Raw genomic sequence first — 20,485 nt, 5'->3', positions numbered from 1 at the left:
TCTGTCTGTGCGAGACGTTGCCGTCTCGAGGTTTCTAAGTTTTTCTGGCTGAGAATCAGCTAGCGAGCTGAAGTCTCAAGTCGTTCAAACGCGATGCGACGCTGCCGTCAATCACGTCGTCGCCAATCTGGACGCGCACGCCGCCGATCAGGGCCGGGTCGATGACCTGGTTGACCAGGAGCGAACGACCGTAGCGAGCAGACAGACCGGCGATGAGCCGGTCGAGCTGCGCCTGGGCGAGCGGAGCAGCCGAGGTCACGGTTGCGATGGAGTGACCTGACTGGTCTGCGACAACGGATGCCGCGTGGCGAAGGAGTTCACCGATACGACGGCCGCGAGGCTGGCGTACGAGGTGGCGAACAATCGCGAGTGTCTGGGCAGAAACCTTGCCGCCGAGGAGCGCGTCAATGACACGAGCCTTGGCATCCGCATCGCCCAACTTGCTGGCCAGGGCCAGCTCGAGCTCTGCGTCGGAAGAAACCGCGACACTGAAGGAAAACAGCTCGTCCTCAATAGAGGTACCTGCTGGGACTGACCGTGCGATAGTGCGCAGGCCGAGATCTTCGATCCCGGCAAGCACGTCGTCATGGCTCGACCACCGGGCACCCGCAACACTCTGCAAGAGAGTGAGTGCCGTCGGCGTGACTGCGGATCCGAACACGCTCGTGACGAGCGCGGTCTTTGCCGCAGCATCCGCTGACGGATCTGCGAGTGCCGTGAGCAGCTGCGGCGAGTCGCCGACGACTCGACCGGCGTTGAAAAGGCTTTCGCCCGTCGCCAGATCGGCCGTGCTGCCACTGGCAGCCAGTGCCGCCCGCGTCAGGGCCAAAGCTTCTCTGGTGGCGCTTCCCATGCTGTTAGTTCTTCCCTGCTGAAGGCGTTGCCTTCTCCGAGGCTTCAAGATCAGCCAGGAAACGGTCAACGATGGCGGTAGCCTTCGCGTCGTCAGTCAGGCTTTCGCCGATGACACCCGATGCGAGGTCGATGGCCAGGGAGCCGACTTCTGAGCGAAGCGACACAACGGCCGCCTGACGCTCTGCTTCGATCTGAGCCTGAGCTGTTGCGGTAATACGAGCGGCTTCGGCCGAAGCCGCATCCTTCTGCTCTGCGACGATCTTCTGGCCGTCAGCGCGAGCCTGCTCGCGGATCTGGCCGGCTTCGATGCGCGCCTCAGCGAGCTGGGCCGTGTACTGCTCAAGAGCAGCCTCGGCCTTGCGCTGTGCGTCATCTGCCTTCGCGATATTGCCTTCGATGGCCTCTGCGCGGTCATCGAGCATCTTCTGAACCCTCGGAAGCACGAGCTTCCAGAAGAAGAACAGGATCACGACAAAACAAACCGCAGACCAGACAATGTCGTAGACCTCTGGGATGAGCGGGTTACGCGTCTCACCCTCAGCGGCAGCTGCAATCACTGCGTGAAGCATCATGCCTCCTAACTAGAGTGAAAGAGGGCTACTGACCGGTGGTGAAGATGAAGTACGTAGCGATACCGATGAAGGCGAGTGCCTCGGTGAATGCGATACCGATGTACATGAGGACCTGAAGCTGGCCAGCGAGTTCAGGCTGGCGTGCAACGCCTTCGATGGTCTTGCCAACGACGATACCAACGCCGATTGCCGGGCCGATTGCCGCGAGGCCATAACCGACAGTCGCGATGTTTCCCGAGAGTGCCGCGAGAACGGTAGTTGCGTCCACGTGTGTTTCCTTCCGTGATGAGCGAATACGACGGATGCCGAGTTCGTTGTTTAGTGTTCCTCAGCCAGCGCGAGCTGGATGTAGACAGCGGTGAGCAGAGCGAAAATGTAGGCCTGGAGAACCGCGATCAGCACCTCGAAGAGGGTGAAGGCGAATCCGAAGACCAGGGTTCCAGCACCGAACAGCTTGAATCCGCCGTCTGCAGTGAAGAAGAAGAACTGGGTTGCGCTGAAGAACAGCACCAGCAGGAGGTGGCCGACGACCATGTTCATGAGGAGTCGGAGCGTCAATGTCACCGGGCGAATGATGAACGTGGACACGAACTCAATCGGCGTGACGATGAGGTATAACGCCGGCGGAACTCCGGGCGGGAACAGCGCGTTGCGGAAGAACTTGCTGGGATTCTTCTTTACGCCGGCGTAGATGAACGTGCCGTAGGCAATAACAGCCAACAGCAGCGGAACACCGATCACGGAAGTTCCGGCGATGTTCAGGCCAGGAATGATTCCGGTGAAGTTCATGAACAACACCATGAAGAAGATCGTGGTGAGAAGCGGCAGGAAGCGCTTGCCGTCTTTCTTGCCGAGGAGATCCTCTGCGATGTTGACTCGAACGAAGTCGAGTCCCATCTCCGTCAGGCTCTGCAGTCGGGTCGGAATGACCTTCATACGGCGAGTACCCAACCAGAAGATGAGCATGAGCACGACCATCGCGAGAACGCGGATGATCATGATTCGGTTCATTGCGAACGGAGTGTCCGCGAATAGAACGATGTCGGGAAAGAATTCATTGATGGTGGGACCATGGAAGCCCCCGTCGTCGCTTGCAGACGGGAGCAGCAGGTTCACAGCGGTTTCTAGCAGCGCTATCTCCTGTTTCGGGGCGGTGAGCTCTGCTCTCCGAACGACGAACGAATGACTGGTTTAGGACACAAGTGAATGCTGCCTTTACCGGGGGGAATCGCTTATGACTCTAGCAAATAACCGGGCATCCACCCAATCGAGGTGAATGTTTATTCATGTTTATTCTTCGTGAGGTGCGTCTGGGAGCTTGACATCGCTCGCATACGGCATCCTGCTTTTCATCAGTACAACGGCGTCGATGACCAACGAGCCCACAACACCGGCAATGATGCTGAGGAACAGCACGACCGGGTTGAGCCAGACCTGGTCTTTCAGCAGGAAGACCAATACCAGGAAGACGACGAACTTCAGCAGCCATCCTCCGAGGACGATGGCGAAGAACGCACCGATCGCAGCCTGCTGGCCGGCATAGCGATTGGCGATCAGGAGGCTGGCTGCGGTGACACCCATGAAGACCACAGACATGACCGTGCCGATGAGTACGCTCACGATGCCGGGCATGCCCGCAAAGATCCCGCCAAGGATGCCGCCGATGACGGCGATGCCGAGGGCGAGGTACGACCCGTAAATCACGATCTTGCGGAACGCCGGGACGGATGTCGGTTCTGAGTATGTGGGGGGCGGGGTGGACGTCATGTTGTGGTCTCCTCGACGTGTTCTGATGCCTCATCGAGTGGATCGAGTCTGGCGATGGGCAATGTTTCCTCTGCCACTGGCGTGAGCTGGCTCGCGGCTTCAACAGCCTTGCGGCGGCTGAGCGGGGCGAGCGTGACAATGGTGCAGATCATCAGCGAAACGACCAGGAACACTGTCGCGTACCAGCTGGGGAGCTGGAAGTAGACGGGCAGGACGAAGTACAGCAGGCATCCAATGGAGGCCGCTGCCGTCCAGCCGTAGAAGATGAGTACGGCGTGCAGGTGCGTGTGGCCCATATCGAGCAGGCGGTGGTGCAGGTGCTTGCGATCGGCGCTGAACGGCGATTTACCCACTCTGACCCGCCGGAACACCGCAAGGCCGAAGTCGAGCAACGGGATGATCAGGATGGCCACTGGCAGCAGGATCGGGATGAATGCTGGAAAGAGCTGTGAGCGGTTCACGGCAGCCGGGTCAACCTGGCCGGTGATCGCGATAGCGGATGTCGCCATCAGCAGTCCGACAAGCAGCGCGCCGGCATCCCCCATGAACATCTTGGCCGGGCGCCAATTGACGGGCAGGAAGCCGACGCAGGCGCCAACCAGGATCGCAGCGATGAGTGAGGCGAGGTTGAAGTAGTTCGTGGGCGATGTGTCGCGCACGAGGAGGTAGCTATAGAGGAAGAACACTCCGTTGGCGATGAGCGCGACGCCGGCGACAAGTCCGTCCAGCCCGTCGATGAAGTTGATCATGTTCATGACGAGCACGATCGCGAAGACGGAGATGAAGATCGACATCCAGCCAGAGCCGACGGTGAGTCCGCCGATGGGCAGCGAGTAGATCTGTACGCCGCCCTGCCAGGCAACCAGTCCAGCTGCAATGAACTGTCCGGCCAGCTTGGTCATCCAGTCGAGGTCCCAGATGTCGTCTGCGACGCCGATGAGCACGATGAGGAGCGCTGCGCCCAGGATCGCGAGGATCTGCTGCGGATTGGAGAACACCAGCCGGAGAGGCGCGAATTGCGCCGAGATCACATACGACACCCCGAAGGCGGCCAGAATGCCGATGAACATCGCGATGCCGCCGAGCCGGGGCGTCGGGCGGGTGTGCACGTCACGTTCCCGGATCTTCGGGTACAGGTGATAGCGATGGCTGAGCCTCAGGACCACGAAGGAGAGCCCGAAGGTGACGATTGCCGCCACCAGGGCGATGACGATGAAGAGGGTCATGGCTTAGTCGGAGGACGTCTCTTGGGCAGGCTCATCGGTTGCGCCTGGCTTGGCCGTTGCCGCGCGCGTGACCGAGACAGTGGGCTCGTCTGTGATTTCGGCGGCCGGGTCGTCTGTGGCGGCCGCCTCGTCTGTGGCAGCCGGCTCGTCTGTGGCAGCCGGCTCGTCTGTGGCAGCCGGTGCCAGCGCATCGCCGATGACGGCCGCGATCTGGTCGCGTGAAATGACACCGTTACGCACGATCATGAGCGTGCCGCCGTTGGCATCGAAACGCGTGGCGTCAATGATGGTCGACGACGTGTCGCCTGGGCGGTCGCCGATGGCCTCGTAGTCGAGCCCGGCCACTCCCCCGTCGAGGAAGACGGAGACGCTGCTGCCGAGCATCTCTTCTGCGCCTACGGCATCGATCGCAGACGGCATGCCAGTGCGATTCGCCGACGACACCGCAAGTGGCCCGGTCTCAGCGAGGAGTTCGAGCGCGATCGGGTTGCTGGGCATCCGCAGCGCAACGGTTCCGCGCGTCTCGCCCAGGTCCCAGGCGAGCGACGGCTGGGCGCGAAGCAGAATGGTGAGCCCGCCTGGCCAGAATGCGGCGACGAGGTCGTGCACAGGAGCGGGGATGTCTGTGGCAAGAGCGTCGAGCGTCGACACCCCTGGGATGAGTACGGGCGGCGGCGACTGGCGGTCGCGACCCTTCGCATCAAGCAGGCGCTGGACGGCTTCGGGATTGAAGGCATCCGCTGCAATGCCGTAGACGGTGTCGGTGGGGATGACGACGAGCGCTCCCCGTCCGATTGCGGAGCGTGCCAGTCTCATGCCGGCCGTGTGTTCAGCTTCGACCGAGCAATCATAAATGCGTGTCATTTGGCCTCAATTCTAGACCAGCCTCCTTGGGAGATACTGGAGGGATGTCAACTGACGTGTACTTCTTCGATTGTGACAAGACCCTCTATGCATACGATTTCCGGAAAAGGCTGCCGGCGCTCGCCCGACTGACCGGTTCCAGTGAGTATCACCTGGCCACGACATGGTGGGTTGGCGGGCATGAAACCGCGGCCGACGAGGGCGAGTATCCCTCCACAGAGGAGTACCTCCTGGCGTGGAAGGAAGTAACGGGAACGACGTTGACGCTCGAACAGTGGCAAGAGGCCAGGGCTGCGGCGATGACTCCGATCCCGGGCGCCATTGCAGCGCTCCGCCGCGCGGCGACCCTTGGCACTGTGTCGCTGCTCTCGAACAACCCGATTCCGTTTCGCGACTCGCTTCCGGTGCTCGCCCCCGAGGTCTCCGACATCCTGGCCGGCAATGACCTCACCTCAGCGGTGCTCGGCGCAGAGAAGCCGGAGCGACGGATCTACACCCGTGCACTCGGCGTGTACGGCATCCCGGCCGAGAATTCGATCCTGTTCGACGACAGCGCGGCGAATGTTGCCGGCGCCCAGGCTGCCGGCATGCATGCGTGGCAGTTCACCGAGACGAACGGCGTTTACGACGTCGATGGGCTGAACGCCGCCATTGACGCGTTCGCCTCGCGAGAGCGCTAGGCGCCTGCGCCTCATCCGGTGATTGAGGAGCGACCGACGTAGGAGGCCGCGTCTCGAAATCTGCTCGCTAGGTCTCGAGACGGCCCTGGCGGGCCTCCTCGACCACCGGGGAGGGTCGTGGGCGACCGCTACGGGCGCACTGCCGTCGTCGCGCGATCTCTCGTCGTGTAGTCGCGGTGGGTTGCCGTCGCGCGCCAGCCGTCTGCCTCGAGCAGCGCGCGGATCTCGGCCCCCTGCAGCTCGCCATGCTCGATCACGAGGGTGCCGCCGCTTCGCAGCAGGCGCAGTGCCGTCTGCGACACGTGGCGCACGACATCGAGGCCGTCCTCGCCGCCGTACAGCGCAAGGGCGGGGTCGAAGAGGCGCACCTCTGGATCGCGCGGGATTGCGGCGGCCGGGATGTACGGCGGGTTCGAGATCACGACTGCAACCGTGCCGTTGAGCTCGGTCAGCGCGTCGGCGAGATCGCCGAACACGAGGGTCGCGTTCTCCGCACCGATATCCGCGAAGTTCTTGGACGTCCAGGGGAACGCCTCAGGGGACTTTTCGACGGCCCAGATTCGCGCGTGCGGAACCTCGGTTGCCATTGCCAGTGCGATCGCACCGCTTCCGGTGCCGAGGTCAACGCCAATGGGCGCGGCATCCGGCATGGAACTGAGCGCATCGATCGCGAACTGGGCGACCTGCTCGGTCTCCGGCCGCGGCACGAACACCCCGGGCCCGACGGACAGCTCAAGGTGTCTGAATGGCGCCGTGCCGACGATGTGCTGCAGGGGTTCGCGGGTGGCCCGCCTGGCGGCCAGCTCGAGGATGCGACGTGCGTCCTCCTCGACCAGCGCACTGCCCATGATGACGGCCGACTGCACCTGGCCGCGGCTGAGGCCGAGGACGTGACCGATCAAGAGGTCGGCGTCGACGTCTGGGTCTGGCACGCCGGCATCCGTCAGCGTGGAAATCACACGGGATCTGAGCGCTGGAATCGTCTGAACAGCGGGGCCTTGCGAGCCGTCGTGGTTGCCGCCCTCGATGTTGGCGGAGTCGGAAAACGGGTCGGATGGAGTCACAGGCACATAATGGAATGTAACGTACTCGCACGTGCAACTCCCGTGGCTCTAGGCTGAGCGAGGTTTCCCACAACGAGCGAAAGGTCTTCCCGATGGCTGCACAGATCTACTCCGACATAACTGAGACGGTTGGACGCACACCCTTGGTGAGGCTGAACCGCCTGACAGCGGGGACCGACGCCACCGTGCTCGCCAAGCTCGAGTTCTACAATCCAGCCGGCAGCGTGAAAGACCGCATCGGCGTCTCGATCATCAACGCCGCTGAGAAGTCAGGCGAACTGAAGCCGGGCGGCACCATCGTTGAAGGAACCAGCGGCAACACCGGCATCGCGCTCGCCCTGGTCGGCGCCGCACGCGGCTACAAGGTCATCCTCACCATGCCGGAAACCATGAGCAAGGAGCGTCGCGTGCTCCTGCGGGCGTACGGCGCCCAGATCGTGCTCACGCCCGGTGCCGACGGCATGCGTGGCGCAGTCGAGAAGGCGCGCGAGATCGTGGCATCCACTGAGGGTGCCATCCTTGCCAGCCAGTTCCAGAACCCCGCCAACCCGGCGGTCCACCGCGCGACGACCGGCCCGGAGATCTGGGCAGACACCGATGGCGCAGTCGACATCTTTGTCGCCGGCGTTGGCACCGGTGGAACCGTGACCGGTGCGGGGCAGTTCCTCAAGGAGCAGAAGCCCGGCCTCACGGTCGTGGCCGTCGAGCCGATCGACTCCCCCATCCTGTCTGGCGGCGCACCTGGCCCGCACAAGATCCAGGGCCTTGGCGCCAACTTCGTTCCCGACATCCTCGACCGCGAGGTCTACGACTCCGTCACCGACGTCACCCTGGCCGACTCCGTCGCCACTGCACGCGCGCTGGCAACGGATGAGGGCATCCTCGCCGGTATCTCTGGGGGTGCCGCGGTCTGGGCTGCACTTGAGCAGGCCAAGTTGCCGGAGAATGCCGGTAAGACGATCGTCGTCGTCGTTCCCGACTTCGGAGAGCGTTACATTTCGACGGTGCTCTACGAAGACCTGCTTGACTAGAACCATCCGAACCTGACCGACTGGACACACCATGGGAGTTTTCTCACGCATTCGCGAAGATGTCGCGACGGCGCGAGCCCATGACCCGGCGGCCCAGGGAAGTGTGGAGATCTTTCTGGGATACAGCGGTCTCCACGCTGTGTGGGCATATCGGCTGACACACAAACTGTGGGTGGCCGGCTGGCGTTTGCCAGCCCGGCTGCTTTCGCAGTTCGCCCGGTTTCTCACGGGAGTCGAAATTCACCCCGGCGCCCGGATCGGTCGACGGCTCTTCATCGACCACGGCATGGGCGTCGTCATCGGCGAGACCGCTGAGGTCGGCGATGACGTGATGCTCTACCACGGGGTCACCCTCGGCGGAAAGAGCCTGCACGGCGTCCCCCGCGGCGCCAAACGCCACCCGACGCTCGAGAACGGCGTGACTGTCGGAGCTGGAGCCAAGGTGCTCGGCGCGATCACGATCGGCCAGTGGAGCACGATCGGCGCGAATGCGGTGGTGACCAAGGACGCACCGGCCAACTCGTTGCTGCTCGGAGTTCCGGCATCCGTTCGTCCGGCCAAGGCAGAGACCACCGAGTCAGCCAGGGGCGGCATCACGCATTCAGAGCCGCTCTAGCCGGGCCCTCTGCCGCTGGTGATCCGACAGGCGGCAGCATCGCCGGTCTGACTGTGTAGCTGGGAATCGCCGTGTGAACTCGCTCTCAGAAACCTGAGGCTACATCAGCGGGCCAGAACGTGTCAGGCTGGAGTGGTGGTGCAAATTGTGGAAGAGACACGTCAGGAAACAGAAGCGCAGACAGGGCAGAGCCCTGCTGCTGCATTTGACGTGCCATGGCGCGTTGTCGTCTGGAACGACCCCGTCAACCTCATGTCGTATGTGGTCTACGTCTTCCGGAGCTACTTCGGTTTCGGCAACGATGAGGCCGAACGACTGATGCTGCAGGTGCACAACGATGGCCGCGCCATCGTTGCCCAGGGCAACCGCGAAGCCATGGAAGTGCATGTTCTCGCCATGCACGAGTTTGGACTCTGGGCGACCATCGACAGGGACGGCGCATGATTCCGTTCCACCGTCAGTCGACGGGCGCAATCGTGGCCGACTTCGACAACAACGAACGCCTGTTCCTCTCCGATCTGGCATCGCAGCTGGTGGAGGTGCTGGAGGCTGAGGGCACGGATCCAGCTGTCGAGCGGCTGCTCCCCCGGGCGTATCCGGGCGACGCAGAGGCATCGGCTGAGTTCAGGCGCTTCACCGCAGACACGCTCACCGAGCGGAAGATCGAGCACGCCAGGACCATGATCGCCTCGCTCGACGCCCCCGACGACGAGGAATCGTTCTTCGACCTCAGCGACGCAGAGGTACAGGCCTGGCTCCGCACTCTCACCGACCTGCGACTCACTCTCGCCGTGCGGCTCGAGATCAACAACGACAACGAAGAGGGACGCACCGACGAAGAGGCTGAACCGCTTCAGACGGTGTACTTCTGGCTCGGCGGCCTGCAGGAGTCGCTGCTGACCGCGCTGCTCGCCGCCGAGAAATAGCTAGCGAGAAGTAGCTGACGCTGACGCAGTTGGCCCCGCGCCCCCGCCCATCGAAACAGGGCCCGGCTGGCGCGAACGCCGACCGGGCCCTGTAAGGGTTGCTGCTGAGCTACCTACTCGTGGTCACCGATGTCGGCGAGACGAGCTTCCTCGTCTGCCAGGATGCACGACGTCACAACGGGCTCGAGTGCACCGTTCATGACGGCATCGAGGTTGTATGCCTTGTAGCCGGTGCGGTGATCCGCAATGCGGTTCTCCGGGAAGTTGTACGTACGGATGCGCTCTGAGCGGTCCATGGTACGGATCTGGCTCTTGCGAACCAACGACGCCTCAGCGTCGATCTCTTCCTGCTGCCTGGCGAGAACGCGGGCACGCAGAACGCGCATGCCGGCTTCACGGTTCTGCAGCTGGCTCTTCTCGTTCTGCATGGCAACCACGATGCCTGTCGGCAAGTGGGTGATGCGAACGGCGGAGTCGGTCGTGTTGACCGACTGGCCGCCAGGGCCGCTGGAGCGGTAGACATCGATCTTGAGGTCGTTCGGGTGAATCTCGACTTCCTCAGGCTCGTCGACCTCTGGGAACACCAGCACGCCGGCTGCAGAGGTGTGGATGCGTCCCTGCGACTCGGTGGCTGGCACGCGCTGAACGCGGTGCACGCCACCTTCGTACTTCAGGTGCGCCCAGACGCCCTCTGCAGGGTCGCTGGAGTTGCCCTTGATCGCGAGCTGGACATCCTTGATGCCGCCCAGGTCGCTCGAGGTCTGCTCGATGATCTCGGTCTTCCACTTCTTGGACTCTGCGTAGTGCAGGTACATACGAAGCAGATCGGCGGCGAACAGCGCTGACTCAGCGCCGCCCTCACCCATCTTGATTTCCATGATCACGTCGCGGCTGTCGTTGGGGTCACGCGGAATCAGCAGGCGGCGCAGCTTTTCGGCTGTTGCATCCAGCTGTTCTTCGAGGCCCGGGATTTCTTCCGCGAACGCTTCGTCTTCGTCAGCGAGCTCACGAGCGGCGTCAAGGTTCTCGCCAACCTCTTTCCACTCGTTGTACGCCGCGATGATGCGGCTGAGCTCGGCGTAACGACGATTGACCTTCTTGGACCGCGCCGGGTTGGAGTGCAACTCAGGATCGGCCAACTGACCCTGCAACTCGTCGTGCTCAGCTAACAGGGTGGAAACAGACTCGAACATCAGTGGTCCTTGTCTGACCCGTTCGCGGTCGGCATCGACTTCTGAACCTGCATCAGGAATTCAACGTTCGACGACGTCTCCTTCAGTCGGCCAAGGATCGCTTCGAGAGCCTGCTGCTGGTCGAGACCGGCAAGTGCGCGACGCAGCTTCCAGGTGATCTTGACCTCATCGGCGCTCATCAGCATTTCTTCACGGCGAGTACCGGATGCGTTCACATCGACGGCGGGGAAGATGCGCTTGTCTGCCAGCTGGCGTGACAAGCGAAGCTCCATGTTGCCGGTGCCCTTGAACTCTTCGAAGATTACCTCGTCCATCTTGGACCCGGTCTCGACGAGCGCGGAGGCGAGGATGGTGAGCGAGCCACCGTTCTCGATGTTGCGCGCTGCACCGAAGAAACGCTTCGGCGGGTACAGGGCTGCGGCGTCAACGCCACCGGAGAGCACACGGCCAGACGGCGGGGTCGCCAGGTTGTATGCACGGCCGAGGCGCGTGATCGAGTCGAGGAGCACGACAACGTCGTGACCGAGCTCAACGAGGCGCTTGGCGCGCTCGATGGCCAGTTCGGCGACGGTGGTGTGGTCTTCTGCCGGACGGTCGAAGGTGGAGGCAATAACCTCACCCTTCACCGTGCGCTGCATGTCGGTGACTTCCTCAGGACGCTCGTCAACGAGAACGACCATGAGGTGAACCTCAGGGTTGTTCGTGCTGATGGCGTTGGCGATCTGCTGCATGACGATCGTCTTGCCGGCCTTGGGCGGTGCGACGATGAGGCCGCGCTGTCCCTTGCCGATCGGGGCAACGAGGTCGATGATGCGCTGGGTCAGCTTGCCGGACTCGGTCTCGAGTCGCAGGCGCTCCTGCGGGTACAGCGGCGTGAGCTTCTGGAACTCGACACGGCTGGCTGCCTCTTCGACGGTCAGGCCGTTGATGGAGTCGACCTTGACGATCGCGTTGTACTTCTGGCGACCGTTTGCGTCGCCTTCACGCGGCTGGCGGATGGCGCCGACGACGGCGTCACCCTTGCGCAGGTTGTACTTCTTGACCTGGCCGAGGGAAACGTAGACGTCGCTGGCACCCGGCAGGTAGCCGGAGGTGCGCACGAACGCGTAGTTGTCGAGGACGTCGAGGATGCCGGCAACCGGGATCAGTACGTCGTCGTCGGTCAGCTCTGGCTCGAAGTCATCTCCTGCAACGGATCCGCGACGCTTGCGGTCACGGTAACGGCTGCGGTTTCCGCGGCCACCCAACTCGTCGTCGAGGATGTTGCCACCCTGACCGCGATCGCTGCCCTGGCGTTCGTTGCCGCCCTGGCTACGGTCGCCCTGGTTGCGGTCGCCCTGGGTACGGTCGGCCTGGTTGCGCTCTGCGCGCTCCTGGTTACGGTCCTGACCCTGGTTGCGGTCGCCCTGGTTGCGCTCTGCGCGCTCCTGGTTGCGATCCTGGCCCTGGCCACGCTCGTTCTGGTTCTGGTTGCGGCCCTGGCGCTGGTTCTGCTGGCGGCCACCGTCTTCGGTGCGCTCTGCAGCGGGCTGGTTGCGCTCAGCAGCAGGCTGGTTGCGGTCTGCAGCAGCCTGGTTGCGGTCCTGGTTACGCTCACCGCGGTTGCGGTTGCGGTTGCGGCCCTGGCGCGGCTGGTCTGACTGCTCAGCGGATGCGTCGGTCGTTCCCTCAGCGGATGCGTCGGTGGAGACCTCGGTCGACGTCTCGGTCGACGATGCGCCCTGCTCTGCAGTTGCGGCAGCATCCTGCGTTCCAGTGGAGCTGGCACGGCGGTTGCGCGAGTTGCGGCGAGCCGGCTTCTCGGTGGCCACGTCGGCGTCAGCGGCCGGAGCGTCGGTGGACGGCGCAGTCGTTGCTGCATCGGCGGCGACCGCGTCTGCGTTCTCGGCGACGGGCGCAGCACCGCTGGTGGTGCGGGTGCCCCTTGCGGAGCGGGTGCGCGGCACGACAGCGTCGAGCGCAGGGATCAGGGAGTCAAGCCCTGAGCCGCCATCGACGTTGACGTGGGCAACGGCCGGAGCCGCGGACGTCGTGGTGCTTGCACGTCGCGGTGCACGCTTGCGGGCTGCGGGTGCAGCATCTGCTGCTGCTTCCGTTGCTTCCGCAACGGGAGCTGCAACGACAGCCTCGGCTGCCGGTGCCGCTACGACAGCGTCGGTGCCAGCCGGTGCGTCGGTAGCCGGTGCGTCGGTGCTGGCCGGTGCATCGCTGCTGACCGGGGCGTTCGACGTAGCGGACCGCGTGGCCTGGACCTCGGAAATTGCTTCCACGAGTTCTCCCTTACGAAGTTTGGACGCGCCCTGAATGCCCAGTTCGCCGGCCAGAGCTTGAAGCTCGGCGACGCGGAGAGCGGTGAGGCGTGATGGGTCCACGCCTGCGGCGCGGAGATTGACATCAGTCACGAAAAAATGTTCCTTCCCCCTGGGAGCCGAAATGCTATGCCAGGAGAGCTGGTGCAGCGATCATTGCGCTGCGGGTGACCCAGTCCCACACAGAATGTGGACCGGGATGAACACACACAGCCACGCTTGCATACAGCAGTAGCAGTGAGTTACAGGGAATACACCAAAGAAGAGATTCGCACGTTAGGCGGTTTTCTATCGGGTGCGAAGCAAGTCTAGCACCGTTGGCATTGCGCTTTCGACGCGCCTCTTTCGGCGTGTCCCCTGTAACTCACTGGCTTGGGCGGCTAGCCCACTGACCTGACGGTCGTCGGCTCTAGGCGACCGGTACTGATACTGAAACGGATGCGCCCTGGAAGTCAACAGCCAGCATGAGCGCCTGCCAGGGGGTGTCGGACGCTGCAGCGACGAGCTCGGCAGCAACGAGGCGCTGGCCAGGGTCGCTCGCGAGCACCAGGAGCGATGGACCTGCTCCGGAGACGACAGCCGCGAAGCCCTGTTCGCGCAGCAGCGTGATGAGCTTGTTCGTCTCCGGCATCGCCGCGGCACGGTAGCTCTGGTGCAGCTTGTCTTCCGTGGCCGCGAGCAACAGCTCAGGGCTCTGGATGAGTGCCGCAATGAGCAGCGCGGAGCGGGACACATTGAAGACAGCGTCTTCGTGCGGCACGGACTCCGGCTGCAGGCTGCGTGCGAGTGCCGTCGACATGACGTGCTCTGGTACGAATACCAGCGGAGAGACTCCCCTGTGCACGATCAGCTTCTTGTGCTTGGGTCCCTCAGGCGTCGTCCAGGCAATGGTGAGACCACCGAAGAGCGCTGGGGCGACGTTGTCTGGGTGACCCTCCATGTCGGTGGCCAGCGCGAGCAGCTTGTCGGAATCGATCTCGACGATGCCCTCAAGCAGCCCCTTGGCCGCCATGATGCCGGAGACGATGGCCGCGCCGGACGAGCCGAGGCCGCGGCCGTGCGGGATCGCGTTGTGTGCGACGACATTCAGGCCGGGCATCTCCTGGTCGAATGCCTCGAACGTGTGCGCGATGGCGCGCACGACGAGATTCGACTCATCCGTTGGCACCTCGCCCTCACCGATGCCATGCACCTCGACCAAGACGCCGGGTTCGTCGCGAACACTGACCTCAAGGGTGTCGTAGAGCGCGAGCGCGAGGCCGAGAGTGTCGAAGCCTGGGCCGAGGTTGGCGCTGGTGGCCGGAACCTGGACCGTCACAAACCGACCGCTGAGGTCGGAGGCTACGCTCATGCCTTTGCCAGCCCGAGCACGCCGGCGATCTCGCCTGCATCGATCGACACACTGATCGGCTGCACGTCACTGCCGTCTGCCGTGCGAAGAGCCCACTGCGGGTCCTTCAGGCCGTGACCGGTGACGGTGAGCACGACGGTGGCGCCGGCCGGGATCTGGCCGGCCTCTGCGCGCTCGAGGAGTCCGGCGACGCTGATGGCCGATGCGGGCTCGACGAAGATGCCGACCTCTGCAGAGAGGATGCGGTATGCCTCAAGGATCTTCTCGTCTGAGATGGCGCCGAAGTAGCCGTCGCTCACCTCGCGCGCGTTGAGTGCGAGGTCCCACGATGCCGGGTTGCCGATGCGGATGGCGCTGGCGATGGTGTCTGGGTTGTCGACGCGGTGGCCGAGCACGATGGGTGCACTGCCTGCGGCCTGGAACCCGAACATGCGGGGCAGCTTGGTGGTGGCGCCGCGCTCGAGCTCTTCGCTGTAGCCACGGAAGTATGCGGTGTAGTTTCCGGCGTTGCCGACGGGAACGATGTGGAAGTCGGGTGCGTCTTCGAGAACCTCGACGACCTCGAATGCGGCAGTCTTCTGGCCTTCGATGCGGTCTGGGTTGACCGAGTTCACCAGGTGAACAGGGTAGTTCGCCGCCAGGTCGCGGGCGAGGTCGAGGCAGTCGTCGAAGTTGCCCTGCACCTGCAGCAGCTGGGCGTTGTGCGCGATCGCCTGGCTGAGCTTGCCCATGGCGATCTTGCCTTCTGGCACGAGCACGGCCGCGGTGATGCCGGCGTGCGTCGCGTATGCGGCAGCAGAGGCGCTGGTGTTTCCGGTCGAGGCGCAGATGACGGCCTTTGCACCGGCTTCGACGGCCTTCGAGATGGCCATGGTCATGCCGCGGTCCTTGAACGAACCCGTTGGGTTCATGCCCTCAAACTTGACCCAGACCTTGGCGCCGGTGCGTGCGGACAGCGCTGGGGCTGGAATCAGCGGGGTGCCACCCTCACCGAGCGTGATGATCGGTGTGGCATCCGAGATGTTCAGACGGTCTGCGTACTCCCGCAGAACGCCGCGCCACTGTCGTGACTCTCGGCGAACGAGGGGCAGTGTCTCGTTTTGGCTGGGCATCAGGCTCCTTCAACTCTCAAAACGGATGCGATCTTGGAGACGACGCTGTTGGCGGCGAGGTCTCGTACGGTGGCGGCGAGAGCCGCTTCCGTGGCTAGGTGGGTTCCAATAACAAGGCTAGCTGTCGAACGTACAGCCTCATGACTGGCAGTTTGCGCCTGGGCTGGCGTTATCGCCTGCTCGACAAGCTCAAGTGAGACGTCGTGATCGCCGAAGACGTTGGCGATCCTGGCCAGCGCGCCCGGTTCATCCGTTACCTCGAGGGAGACGGAGTACCGCGTCATGATGTGGCCGATGTCGAGAATGGGGAGGTCGGCGTGCACGGAGGCGGCGAAGCCAGGGCCCCCAACCACGTGACGACGAGCCAGTGAGACGAGGTCGCCGAGCACGGCGGAGGCGGTTTCGACTCCCCCGGCTCCTGCGCCATAGAACATGAGGCTGCCGGCAGCTTCCGCTTCGACGAAGACGGCGTTGTTGGCGCCGTGCACGGCGGCGAGCGGATGCGACCGGGGAACCATAGCTGGGTAGACGCGCGCTGACACGCCTTCTGTGCCGGTGATCGGATCGACGAGTCGCTCGCAGATCGCGAGGAGTTTGACGACGTAGCCGGCCTTCCGAGCGGATGCGATCTGCTCTGCGGTGACCGCCGTGATGCCCTCGCGATACACGGACTCAAGGGGAACCGTGGTGTGGAAGGCGAGGCTGGCCAGGATGGCTGCCTTCTGCGCGGCGTCGTAGCCGCCGATGTCTGCCGTCGGGTCTGCTTCGGCGTAACCGAGGTCCGTCGCCGTGGCGAGTGCCTCTTCGAGGGTGTCGCCGTCGACATCCATGCGGTCAAGGATGAAGTTGGTGGTGCCGTTCACGATGCCGAGGATGCGGTTGACCCTGTCACCGGCGAGGCTGTCGCGCAGCGGGCGCACGATCGGGATCGCCCCGGCGACGGCAGCTTCGTAGTTGAGCTGGGCGCCCACCTGGTCGGCAGCCATGAACAGCTCTGCGCCGTGTGCGGCGAGCAGGGCCTTGTTGGCGGTCACGACGTCTGCGCCTGAATTGATGGCCTGGAGAATGAGGGTGCGCGCGGGCTCGATGCCGCCCATCAGCTCGATGACGACGTCTGCACCGAGAATGAGCGACTCGGCATCCGTTGTGAAGAGCTCTTTCGGGAGGTCAACGGTGCGCTCAGCGTTGACGTCGCGCACGGCGATACCGATGAGCTCGAGGCCGGCGCCCACGCGATTGGCGAGCTCGTCACCCTGTTCGAGGAGCAGCCTCGCGACCTGGGCACCAACGGAACCGCCCCCGAGGAGGGCGACGCGCAGGTTGCGGTATTCGATCATCGAAGCGAGTCCTTAGATTCAAAAGAAACAGAGCCAGAAGAAGCAGCGGGCGATATCCCGGTGTCGCGGGCGAGCACATCGGCGATGCTCTCGCCACGCACGATGAGTCGCGCCGTGCCGTCGGCGACGGCGACAACGGGTGGGCGTCCGAGGTAGTTGTAGTTGCTCGCCAGCGACCAGCAGTACGCACCGGTCGCGGCGACGGCTACGAGGTCGCCTGGCGTGACGTCGCCAGGCAGGTAGTCGGCATCCACCACGATGTCGCCGCTCTCGCAGTGCTTGCCGGCGATCCGCACGAGGGCTGGGTCGGCATCCGTCACGCGGTTGGCGATGCGCACAGAGTAGTCGGCGCCATAGAGGGCGGTGCGGGCGTTGTCGCTCATGCCGCCATCGACGCTGACGTACAGGCGGGGGTGACCGCCGACGTCGACGGGCTTGATGGTACCGACCTCGTACAGGGTGACGCCGGCCCGGCCGATGATGGCGCGGCCTGGCTCGAAGGCGATGGCCGGCAACGGAATGTCGCGGGTGGCGCATTCGGCGGCGACGATGTCGGCGATGCGGGCGGCCAGCTCGCCGATGGGGGTGGGCGAATCGGCTGACGTGTACGCGATACCGAAGCCGCCACCGAGGTTCAGCTCCGGCACAGGCCCTGTGTTCAAGAGTTCGGCGTGCAGGGCGAGCAGGCGGCTGGCCGATTCGGCGAAACCGTCTGCGCCGAAGATCTGGGATCCGATGTGGCAGTGCAGGCCGAGGAAGCGCAGGGAGTCGTGCGACCTGATGGCCGCGACCAGCGTCGGTGCATCCTCAAGGGTGATGCCGAACTTCTGGTCTTCATGGGCGGTGGCGAGAAAGCTGTGGGTGTGTGCGTGTACGCCGCTGTTCACGCGGAGGCGAACGTTCTGGACGATGCCGTGGCGTGCGGCCGCCGCAGCGACGCGCTCGATCTCGACGCTGCTGTCGATGACGATCGTGCCGACGCCGACACGGGTCGCTTCGTCGATCTCGGCGAGCGACTTGTTGTTGCCGTGGAAGCCGAGGCGGGCGGGTTCGACGCCGGCCGCCAGCGCGACGGCGAGCTCTCCCCCACTGCAGATGTCGATGTTCAGGCCGTCGGCGGCCATCCAGCGTGCGATCTCTGTCGTGAGGAACGCCTTGCCGGCGTAGTACACCGTCGCGGTGGTGCCGATGCGGGAGAACTCGGTCTCGAACGCGGTGCGAATGGCACGGGCGCGACTGCGGGCATCCGCTTCGTCAATGACGTAGAGCGGAGTGCCGAAGCTGCGGGCGAGCTCGGACGCAGTGACGCCGCCGACGCTGAACTCGCCGGTGTCGGTGCGTGTCGCTGTGCGTGGCCACAGGCCATCGGCAAGCGCATTGGCATCGGCGGGCAGACTCAGCCAGTCAGGGGCAAGAGGGTTGGTGGCCACGGGTGAAAACCTCACGGGACTATCGGTGGGTGTCTCACTGAGTGGCGAGCGAACCCGGATTGGTCCCTGAAGCCAGTGAATGATCAGTCGCTGTTCTGTGCACGAGGTTCTGTGCACGAGCGAGTACCGGAATTCTAGCGAACGCGTAGTGAGCGTGCCGAATCAGCCGTGTGCATCTGGCCAGGATGGCGACCGCTGATGCGTGCCACAGTTTATTACCCGTCACGTGCCACGAACGGAATATGACGAGCCGTTCCAGAACGAGCTATTCCAGAACGACAACTTCGACGGTGTCCACGATCCACGCCTCCGGTTCGCTGATAACCCCTCTGCCGGTTCCCGCCCAGATCCGGTGCATCTTTCCCAGCATCAGTTCGGCCTCGCGGACCGTATCGAATTCGAGGTCGACCATGACGAAGTTGGGATCGGTGACCTGGCGACGAACGGTGTATCGGCGCACCCCAGACCCTCGTCGGTCGGCCGGATCGGCGTCGAAGACCACCTTCCAGCGGTCGTAGTCAGAAACCGGATGTTGGATTCGGAGAGTGGTCACGGTACTCACGCCCAATCGGAGGTGCTGGTGTCGCAGGGGCGCTGGGACTGCGCTCGAGCGCTCCAGATGGCTTCACACTAGGGAGCGTGAGCACCCGATTCAAGGCCTGTGCCGCTGCCATCGGTCGGCGTATCGTGCTTGTCCCGCGTCTTACATAGCGGCGACTTCCTGCGACAACGTACGCTGGCGCCATGGGAACCGATCTGGCGGGCAAGACCATCATCATCACCGGTGCGAGCTCCGGGCTGGGGGCAGAGGCTGCGATCGCACTCGCAGCGCAGGGCGCGCAGGTTGCAGTGGTGGGGCGAAATCCGGAGCGCACGCGCGAGGTCGCCGCTGCCGCGAACGGCGAGGCGTTCATCGCCGACTTCGCGTCGTTCGCCCAGGTGCGGGCGTTAGCGGATGCCGTGCTCACCCGATACGAGACCATCGACGTGCTGGCCAATAACGCCGGCGGCCTGGTGTCGAAGCGCACCATGACGGAAGACGGGCATGAACTCACCATTCAGGTCAACCACCTGTCGCCGTTCCTGCTGACCGGCTTGTTATTCCCGCGGCTGGCGGAGACGGCATCCGCTGGTCATACCGTGCGCGTGCTCGGAACGGCCAGCAGCGCAAACCGGATGGGCGATCTTCGACTGGACGATCTCGACTGGGCGACGCGGCCGTGGACTGGCGGATGGCGCGCGTACGGCAGCTCGAAGGTCGCCACGATCTTGTTCATGCGGGAACTCGCCAGACGAGCACAGAGCACGGGCATCGAGGCGTTCTCGTTTCATCCCGGATTCGTGACCACCAGTTTCGGCGCAGATTCCCCGCTGATGAAGGTGGCATCGAAGCTGCACTTCGCGGGGCTCGGGCGAACCCCGAAAGCCGGCGCGGAACCGCTGGTCAAGCTCGCGAGCGCCCGGAATGTTCCGGCGGCCAGTGGCGCGTTCTTCAACCGCCTGCATCCGAATGGCGCGACGATCAAGCAGGCCACGGACGACACTCTGGCGGCTGGGCTGTGGTCGATTTCCGCGGAGCTCACCGGAGTCGATCCCCTGCCGACTGCTGCGAACCGCAGCGTGGCGTAACGCCACAGGCGGTGCGGGGAGGGCGCTGCGGGGCGTTGATTTGCGCTGCCGCGACGCGGTCGTGCGCAGTGGAGGGTAACGGTCGTGAGCAGTGGAGGGTAAAAGGTACGCAAGACTGGACCTTCACGCTTACGAAGGCAGCAAAACATGATTACTCTCACGCAGGATGCCGAAGGCTTCATCCGCATGAACAAGCACTTTCCCCAGAAGACGACGATTGCTGTCGCGTTCACCGATGGAACCGTTGAGCAGTTCTCCGGTCTCCAGCTCAATGAGATCTACGACGAAGCGCTGGCCACCTTCCGCGCCGAGAACAACCTCGACGCCAAGGGGTTCTCACGGCGTCCGGTGAAGACCGTGCAGTCGAAGCACAGCATCGAGTTCGTGCCGGTCGCACCTGGCATGGGTACGCGCTAACTGGTTGGGAGCGCCGCGCGGGTTGAACGCAGCGACGCGGTAGTTGCAACATGCGCGTGGCTGCGTTCGACCCGCGCCGCTATGCCGGCGCCAAGCAGTTTCGCCT

General features: G+C 64.0%; 22 protein-coding genes. 7 read left to right on the top strand and 15 right to left on the bottom strand.

Annotation, left to right across the window (positions count from 1 at the left end; translation table 11 throughout):
- Positions 1–55: 55 nt before the first annotated feature.
- From AC25Z0_RS13015 to AC25Z0_RS12985, 7 genes are all read right to left on the bottom strand, one after another.
- Entirely contained in the window at positions 56–853 is a 798-nt protein-coding gene (locus AC25Z0_RS13015) for a F0F1 ATP synthase subunit delta (protein WP_488120077.1), read from the bottom strand.
- 4 nt (positions 854–857) lie between these two features.
- The gene (locus tag AC25Z0_RS13010; protein WP_488120463.1) at positions 858–1,424 is read right to left on the bottom strand and encodes a F0F1 ATP synthase subunit B; all 567 of its coding nucleotides are present in this window, start codon (positions 1,422–1,424) and stop codon (positions 858–860) included.
- A 28-nt stretch (positions 1,425–1,452) separates the two neighbouring features.
- Positions 1,453–1,695 (bottom strand): ATP synthase F0 subunit C, encoded by a 243-nt coding sequence (atpE, locus tag AC25Z0_RS13005; RefSeq protein ID WP_488120076.1) that lies wholly within the window; start codon positions 1,693–1,695, stop codon positions 1,453–1,455.
- 50 nt (positions 1,696–1,745) lie between these two features.
- Complete coding sequence (atpB, locus tag AC25Z0_RS13000) at positions 1,746–2,543, bottom strand: F0F1 ATP synthase subunit A (RefSeq protein WP_488120075.1); 798 nt, start codon at positions 2,541–2,543, stop codon at positions 1,746–1,748.
- A 174-nt stretch (positions 2,544–2,717) separates the two neighbouring features.
- Positions 2,718–3,194: a Cg1360 family ATP-synthase-associated protein gene (locus AC25Z0_RS12995; protein ID WP_488120074.1), complete on the bottom strand. Its 477-nt coding sequence runs from the start codon at positions 3,192–3,194 to the stop codon at positions 2,718–2,720.
- Positions 3,191–4,420, bottom strand: coding sequence for an MraY family glycosyltransferase (locus AC25Z0_RS12990; protein ID WP_488120073.1), 1,230 nt, complete (start codon positions 4,418–4,420; stop codon positions 3,191–3,193). The genes AC25Z0_RS12995 and AC25Z0_RS12990 overlap by 4 nt, the downstream gene beginning before the upstream one ends.
- Positions 4,421–4,423: 3 nt before the next feature.
- Positions 4,424–5,284 (bottom strand): L-threonylcarbamoyladenylate synthase, encoded by an 861-nt coding sequence (locus AC25Z0_RS12985; protein WP_488133468.1) that lies wholly within the window; start codon positions 5,282–5,284, stop codon positions 4,424–4,426.
- A gap of 44 nt (positions 5,285–5,328) precedes the next feature.
- Between AC25Z0_RS12985 and AC25Z0_RS12980 the strand changes: the two genes are divergently transcribed.
- Positions 5,329–5,964: an HAD-IA family hydrolase gene (locus tag AC25Z0_RS12980; protein WP_488133467.1), complete on the top strand. Its 636-nt coding sequence runs from the start codon at positions 5,329–5,331 to the stop codon at positions 5,962–5,964.
- Between the two features lie 128 nt (positions 5,965–6,092).
- Here the strand turns inward: AC25Z0_RS12980 and prmC are convergent, their stop codons facing one another.
- Complete coding sequence (prmC, locus tag AC25Z0_RS12975) at positions 6,093–7,028, bottom strand: peptide chain release factor N(5)-glutamine methyltransferase (RefSeq protein WP_488133466.1); 936 nt, start codon at positions 7,026–7,028, stop codon at positions 6,093–6,095.
- A gap of 92 nt (positions 7,029–7,120) precedes the next feature.
- Here prmC and cysK point away from each other — a divergent pair, with 92 nt between their 5' ends.
- From cysK to AC25Z0_RS12955, 4 genes are all read left to right on the top strand, one after another.
- The gene (gene cysK / locus AC25Z0_RS12970) at positions 7,121–8,059 is read left to right on the top strand and encodes a cysteine synthase A (RefSeq protein WP_488133465.1); all 939 of its coding nucleotides are present in this window, start codon (positions 7,121–7,123) and stop codon (positions 8,057–8,059) included.
- Positions 8,060–8,090: 31 nt separating this feature from the next.
- The gene (gene epsC / locus AC25Z0_RS12965) at positions 8,091–8,675 is read left to right on the top strand and encodes a serine O-acetyltransferase EpsC (RefSeq protein ID WP_488133464.1); all 585 of its coding nucleotides are present in this window, start codon (positions 8,091–8,093) and stop codon (positions 8,673–8,675) included.
- A gap of 147 nt (positions 8,676–8,822) precedes the next feature.
- Positions 8,823–9,119, top strand: a complete 297-nt coding sequence (gene clpS, locus AC25Z0_RS12960; RefSeq protein WP_488133463.1) for an ATP-dependent Clp protease adapter ClpS — start codon at positions 8,823–8,825, stop codon at positions 9,117–9,119.
- Positions 9,116–9,601 (top strand): DUF2017 family protein, encoded by a 486-nt coding sequence (locus AC25Z0_RS12955; protein WP_488120067.1) that lies wholly within the window; start codon positions 9,116–9,118, stop codon positions 9,599–9,601. Before clpS ends, AC25Z0_RS12955 begins: the two co-directional genes overlap by 4 nt.
- A gap of 113 nt (positions 9,602–9,714) precedes the next feature.
- Here the strand turns inward: AC25Z0_RS12955 and prfA are convergent, their stop codons facing one another.
- The 7 genes from prfA to AC25Z0_RS12920 all read right to left on the bottom strand — a co-directional run bounded on the left by prfA (position 9,715) and on the right by AC25Z0_RS12920 (position 18,886).
- The gene (gene prfA / locus AC25Z0_RS12950; RefSeq protein ID WP_488120066.1) at positions 9,715–10,794 is read right to left on the bottom strand and encodes a peptide chain release factor 1; all 1,080 of its coding nucleotides are present in this window, start codon (positions 10,792–10,794) and stop codon (positions 9,715–9,717) included.
- Positions 10,794–13,196 (bottom strand): transcription termination factor Rho, encoded by a 2,403-nt coding sequence (gene rho, locus AC25Z0_RS12945; RefSeq protein ID WP_488120065.1) that lies wholly within the window; start codon positions 13,194–13,196, stop codon positions 10,794–10,796. The genes prfA and rho overlap by 1 nt, the downstream gene beginning before the upstream one ends.
- A 316-nt stretch (positions 13,197–13,512) precedes the next feature.
- Complete coding sequence (thrB, locus tag AC25Z0_RS12940; RefSeq protein ID WP_488120064.1) at positions 13,513–14,454, bottom strand: homoserine kinase; 942 nt, start codon at positions 14,452–14,454, stop codon at positions 13,513–13,515.
- Positions 14,451–15,566: a threonine synthase gene (gene thrC / locus AC25Z0_RS12935; RefSeq protein ID WP_488120063.1), complete on the bottom strand. Its 1,116-nt coding sequence runs from the start codon at positions 15,564–15,566 to the stop codon at positions 14,451–14,453. Before thrC ends, thrB begins: the two co-directional genes overlap by 4 nt.
- Positions 15,566–16,903, bottom strand: a complete 1,338-nt coding sequence (locus tag AC25Z0_RS12930; RefSeq protein WP_488133462.1) for a homoserine dehydrogenase — start codon at positions 16,901–16,903, stop codon at positions 15,566–15,568. The genes thrC and AC25Z0_RS12930 overlap by 1 nt, the downstream gene beginning before the upstream one ends.
- Positions 16,900–18,333 (bottom strand): diaminopimelate decarboxylase, encoded by a 1,434-nt coding sequence (gene lysA, locus AC25Z0_RS12925; RefSeq protein ID WP_488133461.1) that lies wholly within the window; start codon positions 18,331–18,333, stop codon positions 16,900–16,902. Before lysA ends, AC25Z0_RS12930 begins: the two co-directional genes overlap by 4 nt.
- 265 nt (positions 18,334–18,598) lie before the next feature.
- Complete coding sequence (locus AC25Z0_RS12920) at positions 18,599–18,886, bottom strand: hypothetical protein (protein WP_488120060.1); 288 nt, start codon at positions 18,884–18,886, stop codon at positions 18,599–18,601.
- Positions 18,887–19,077: 191 nt separating this feature from the next.
- Here AC25Z0_RS12920 and AC25Z0_RS12915 point away from each other — a divergent pair, with 191 nt between their 5' ends.
- Both AC25Z0_RS12915 and AC25Z0_RS12910 read left to right on the top strand, forming a co-directional pair.
- Complete coding sequence (locus AC25Z0_RS12915) at positions 19,078–19,962, top strand: SDR family NAD(P)-dependent oxidoreductase (RefSeq protein ID WP_488133460.1); 885 nt, start codon at positions 19,078–19,080, stop codon at positions 19,960–19,962.
- Positions 19,963–20,109: 147 nt separating this feature from the next.
- On the top strand, positions 20,110–20,379 hold the full coding sequence (locus tag AC25Z0_RS12910) for a hypothetical protein (protein WP_488120058.1): 270 nt from the start codon (positions 20,110–20,112) through the stop codon (positions 20,377–20,379).
- Positions 20,380–20,485 lie beyond the last annotated feature (106 nt).

The organism is Leifsonia sp. Y862 (genome assembly GCF_057669585.1).
This window is presented reverse-complemented; position numbering and strand designations above follow the sequence as displayed.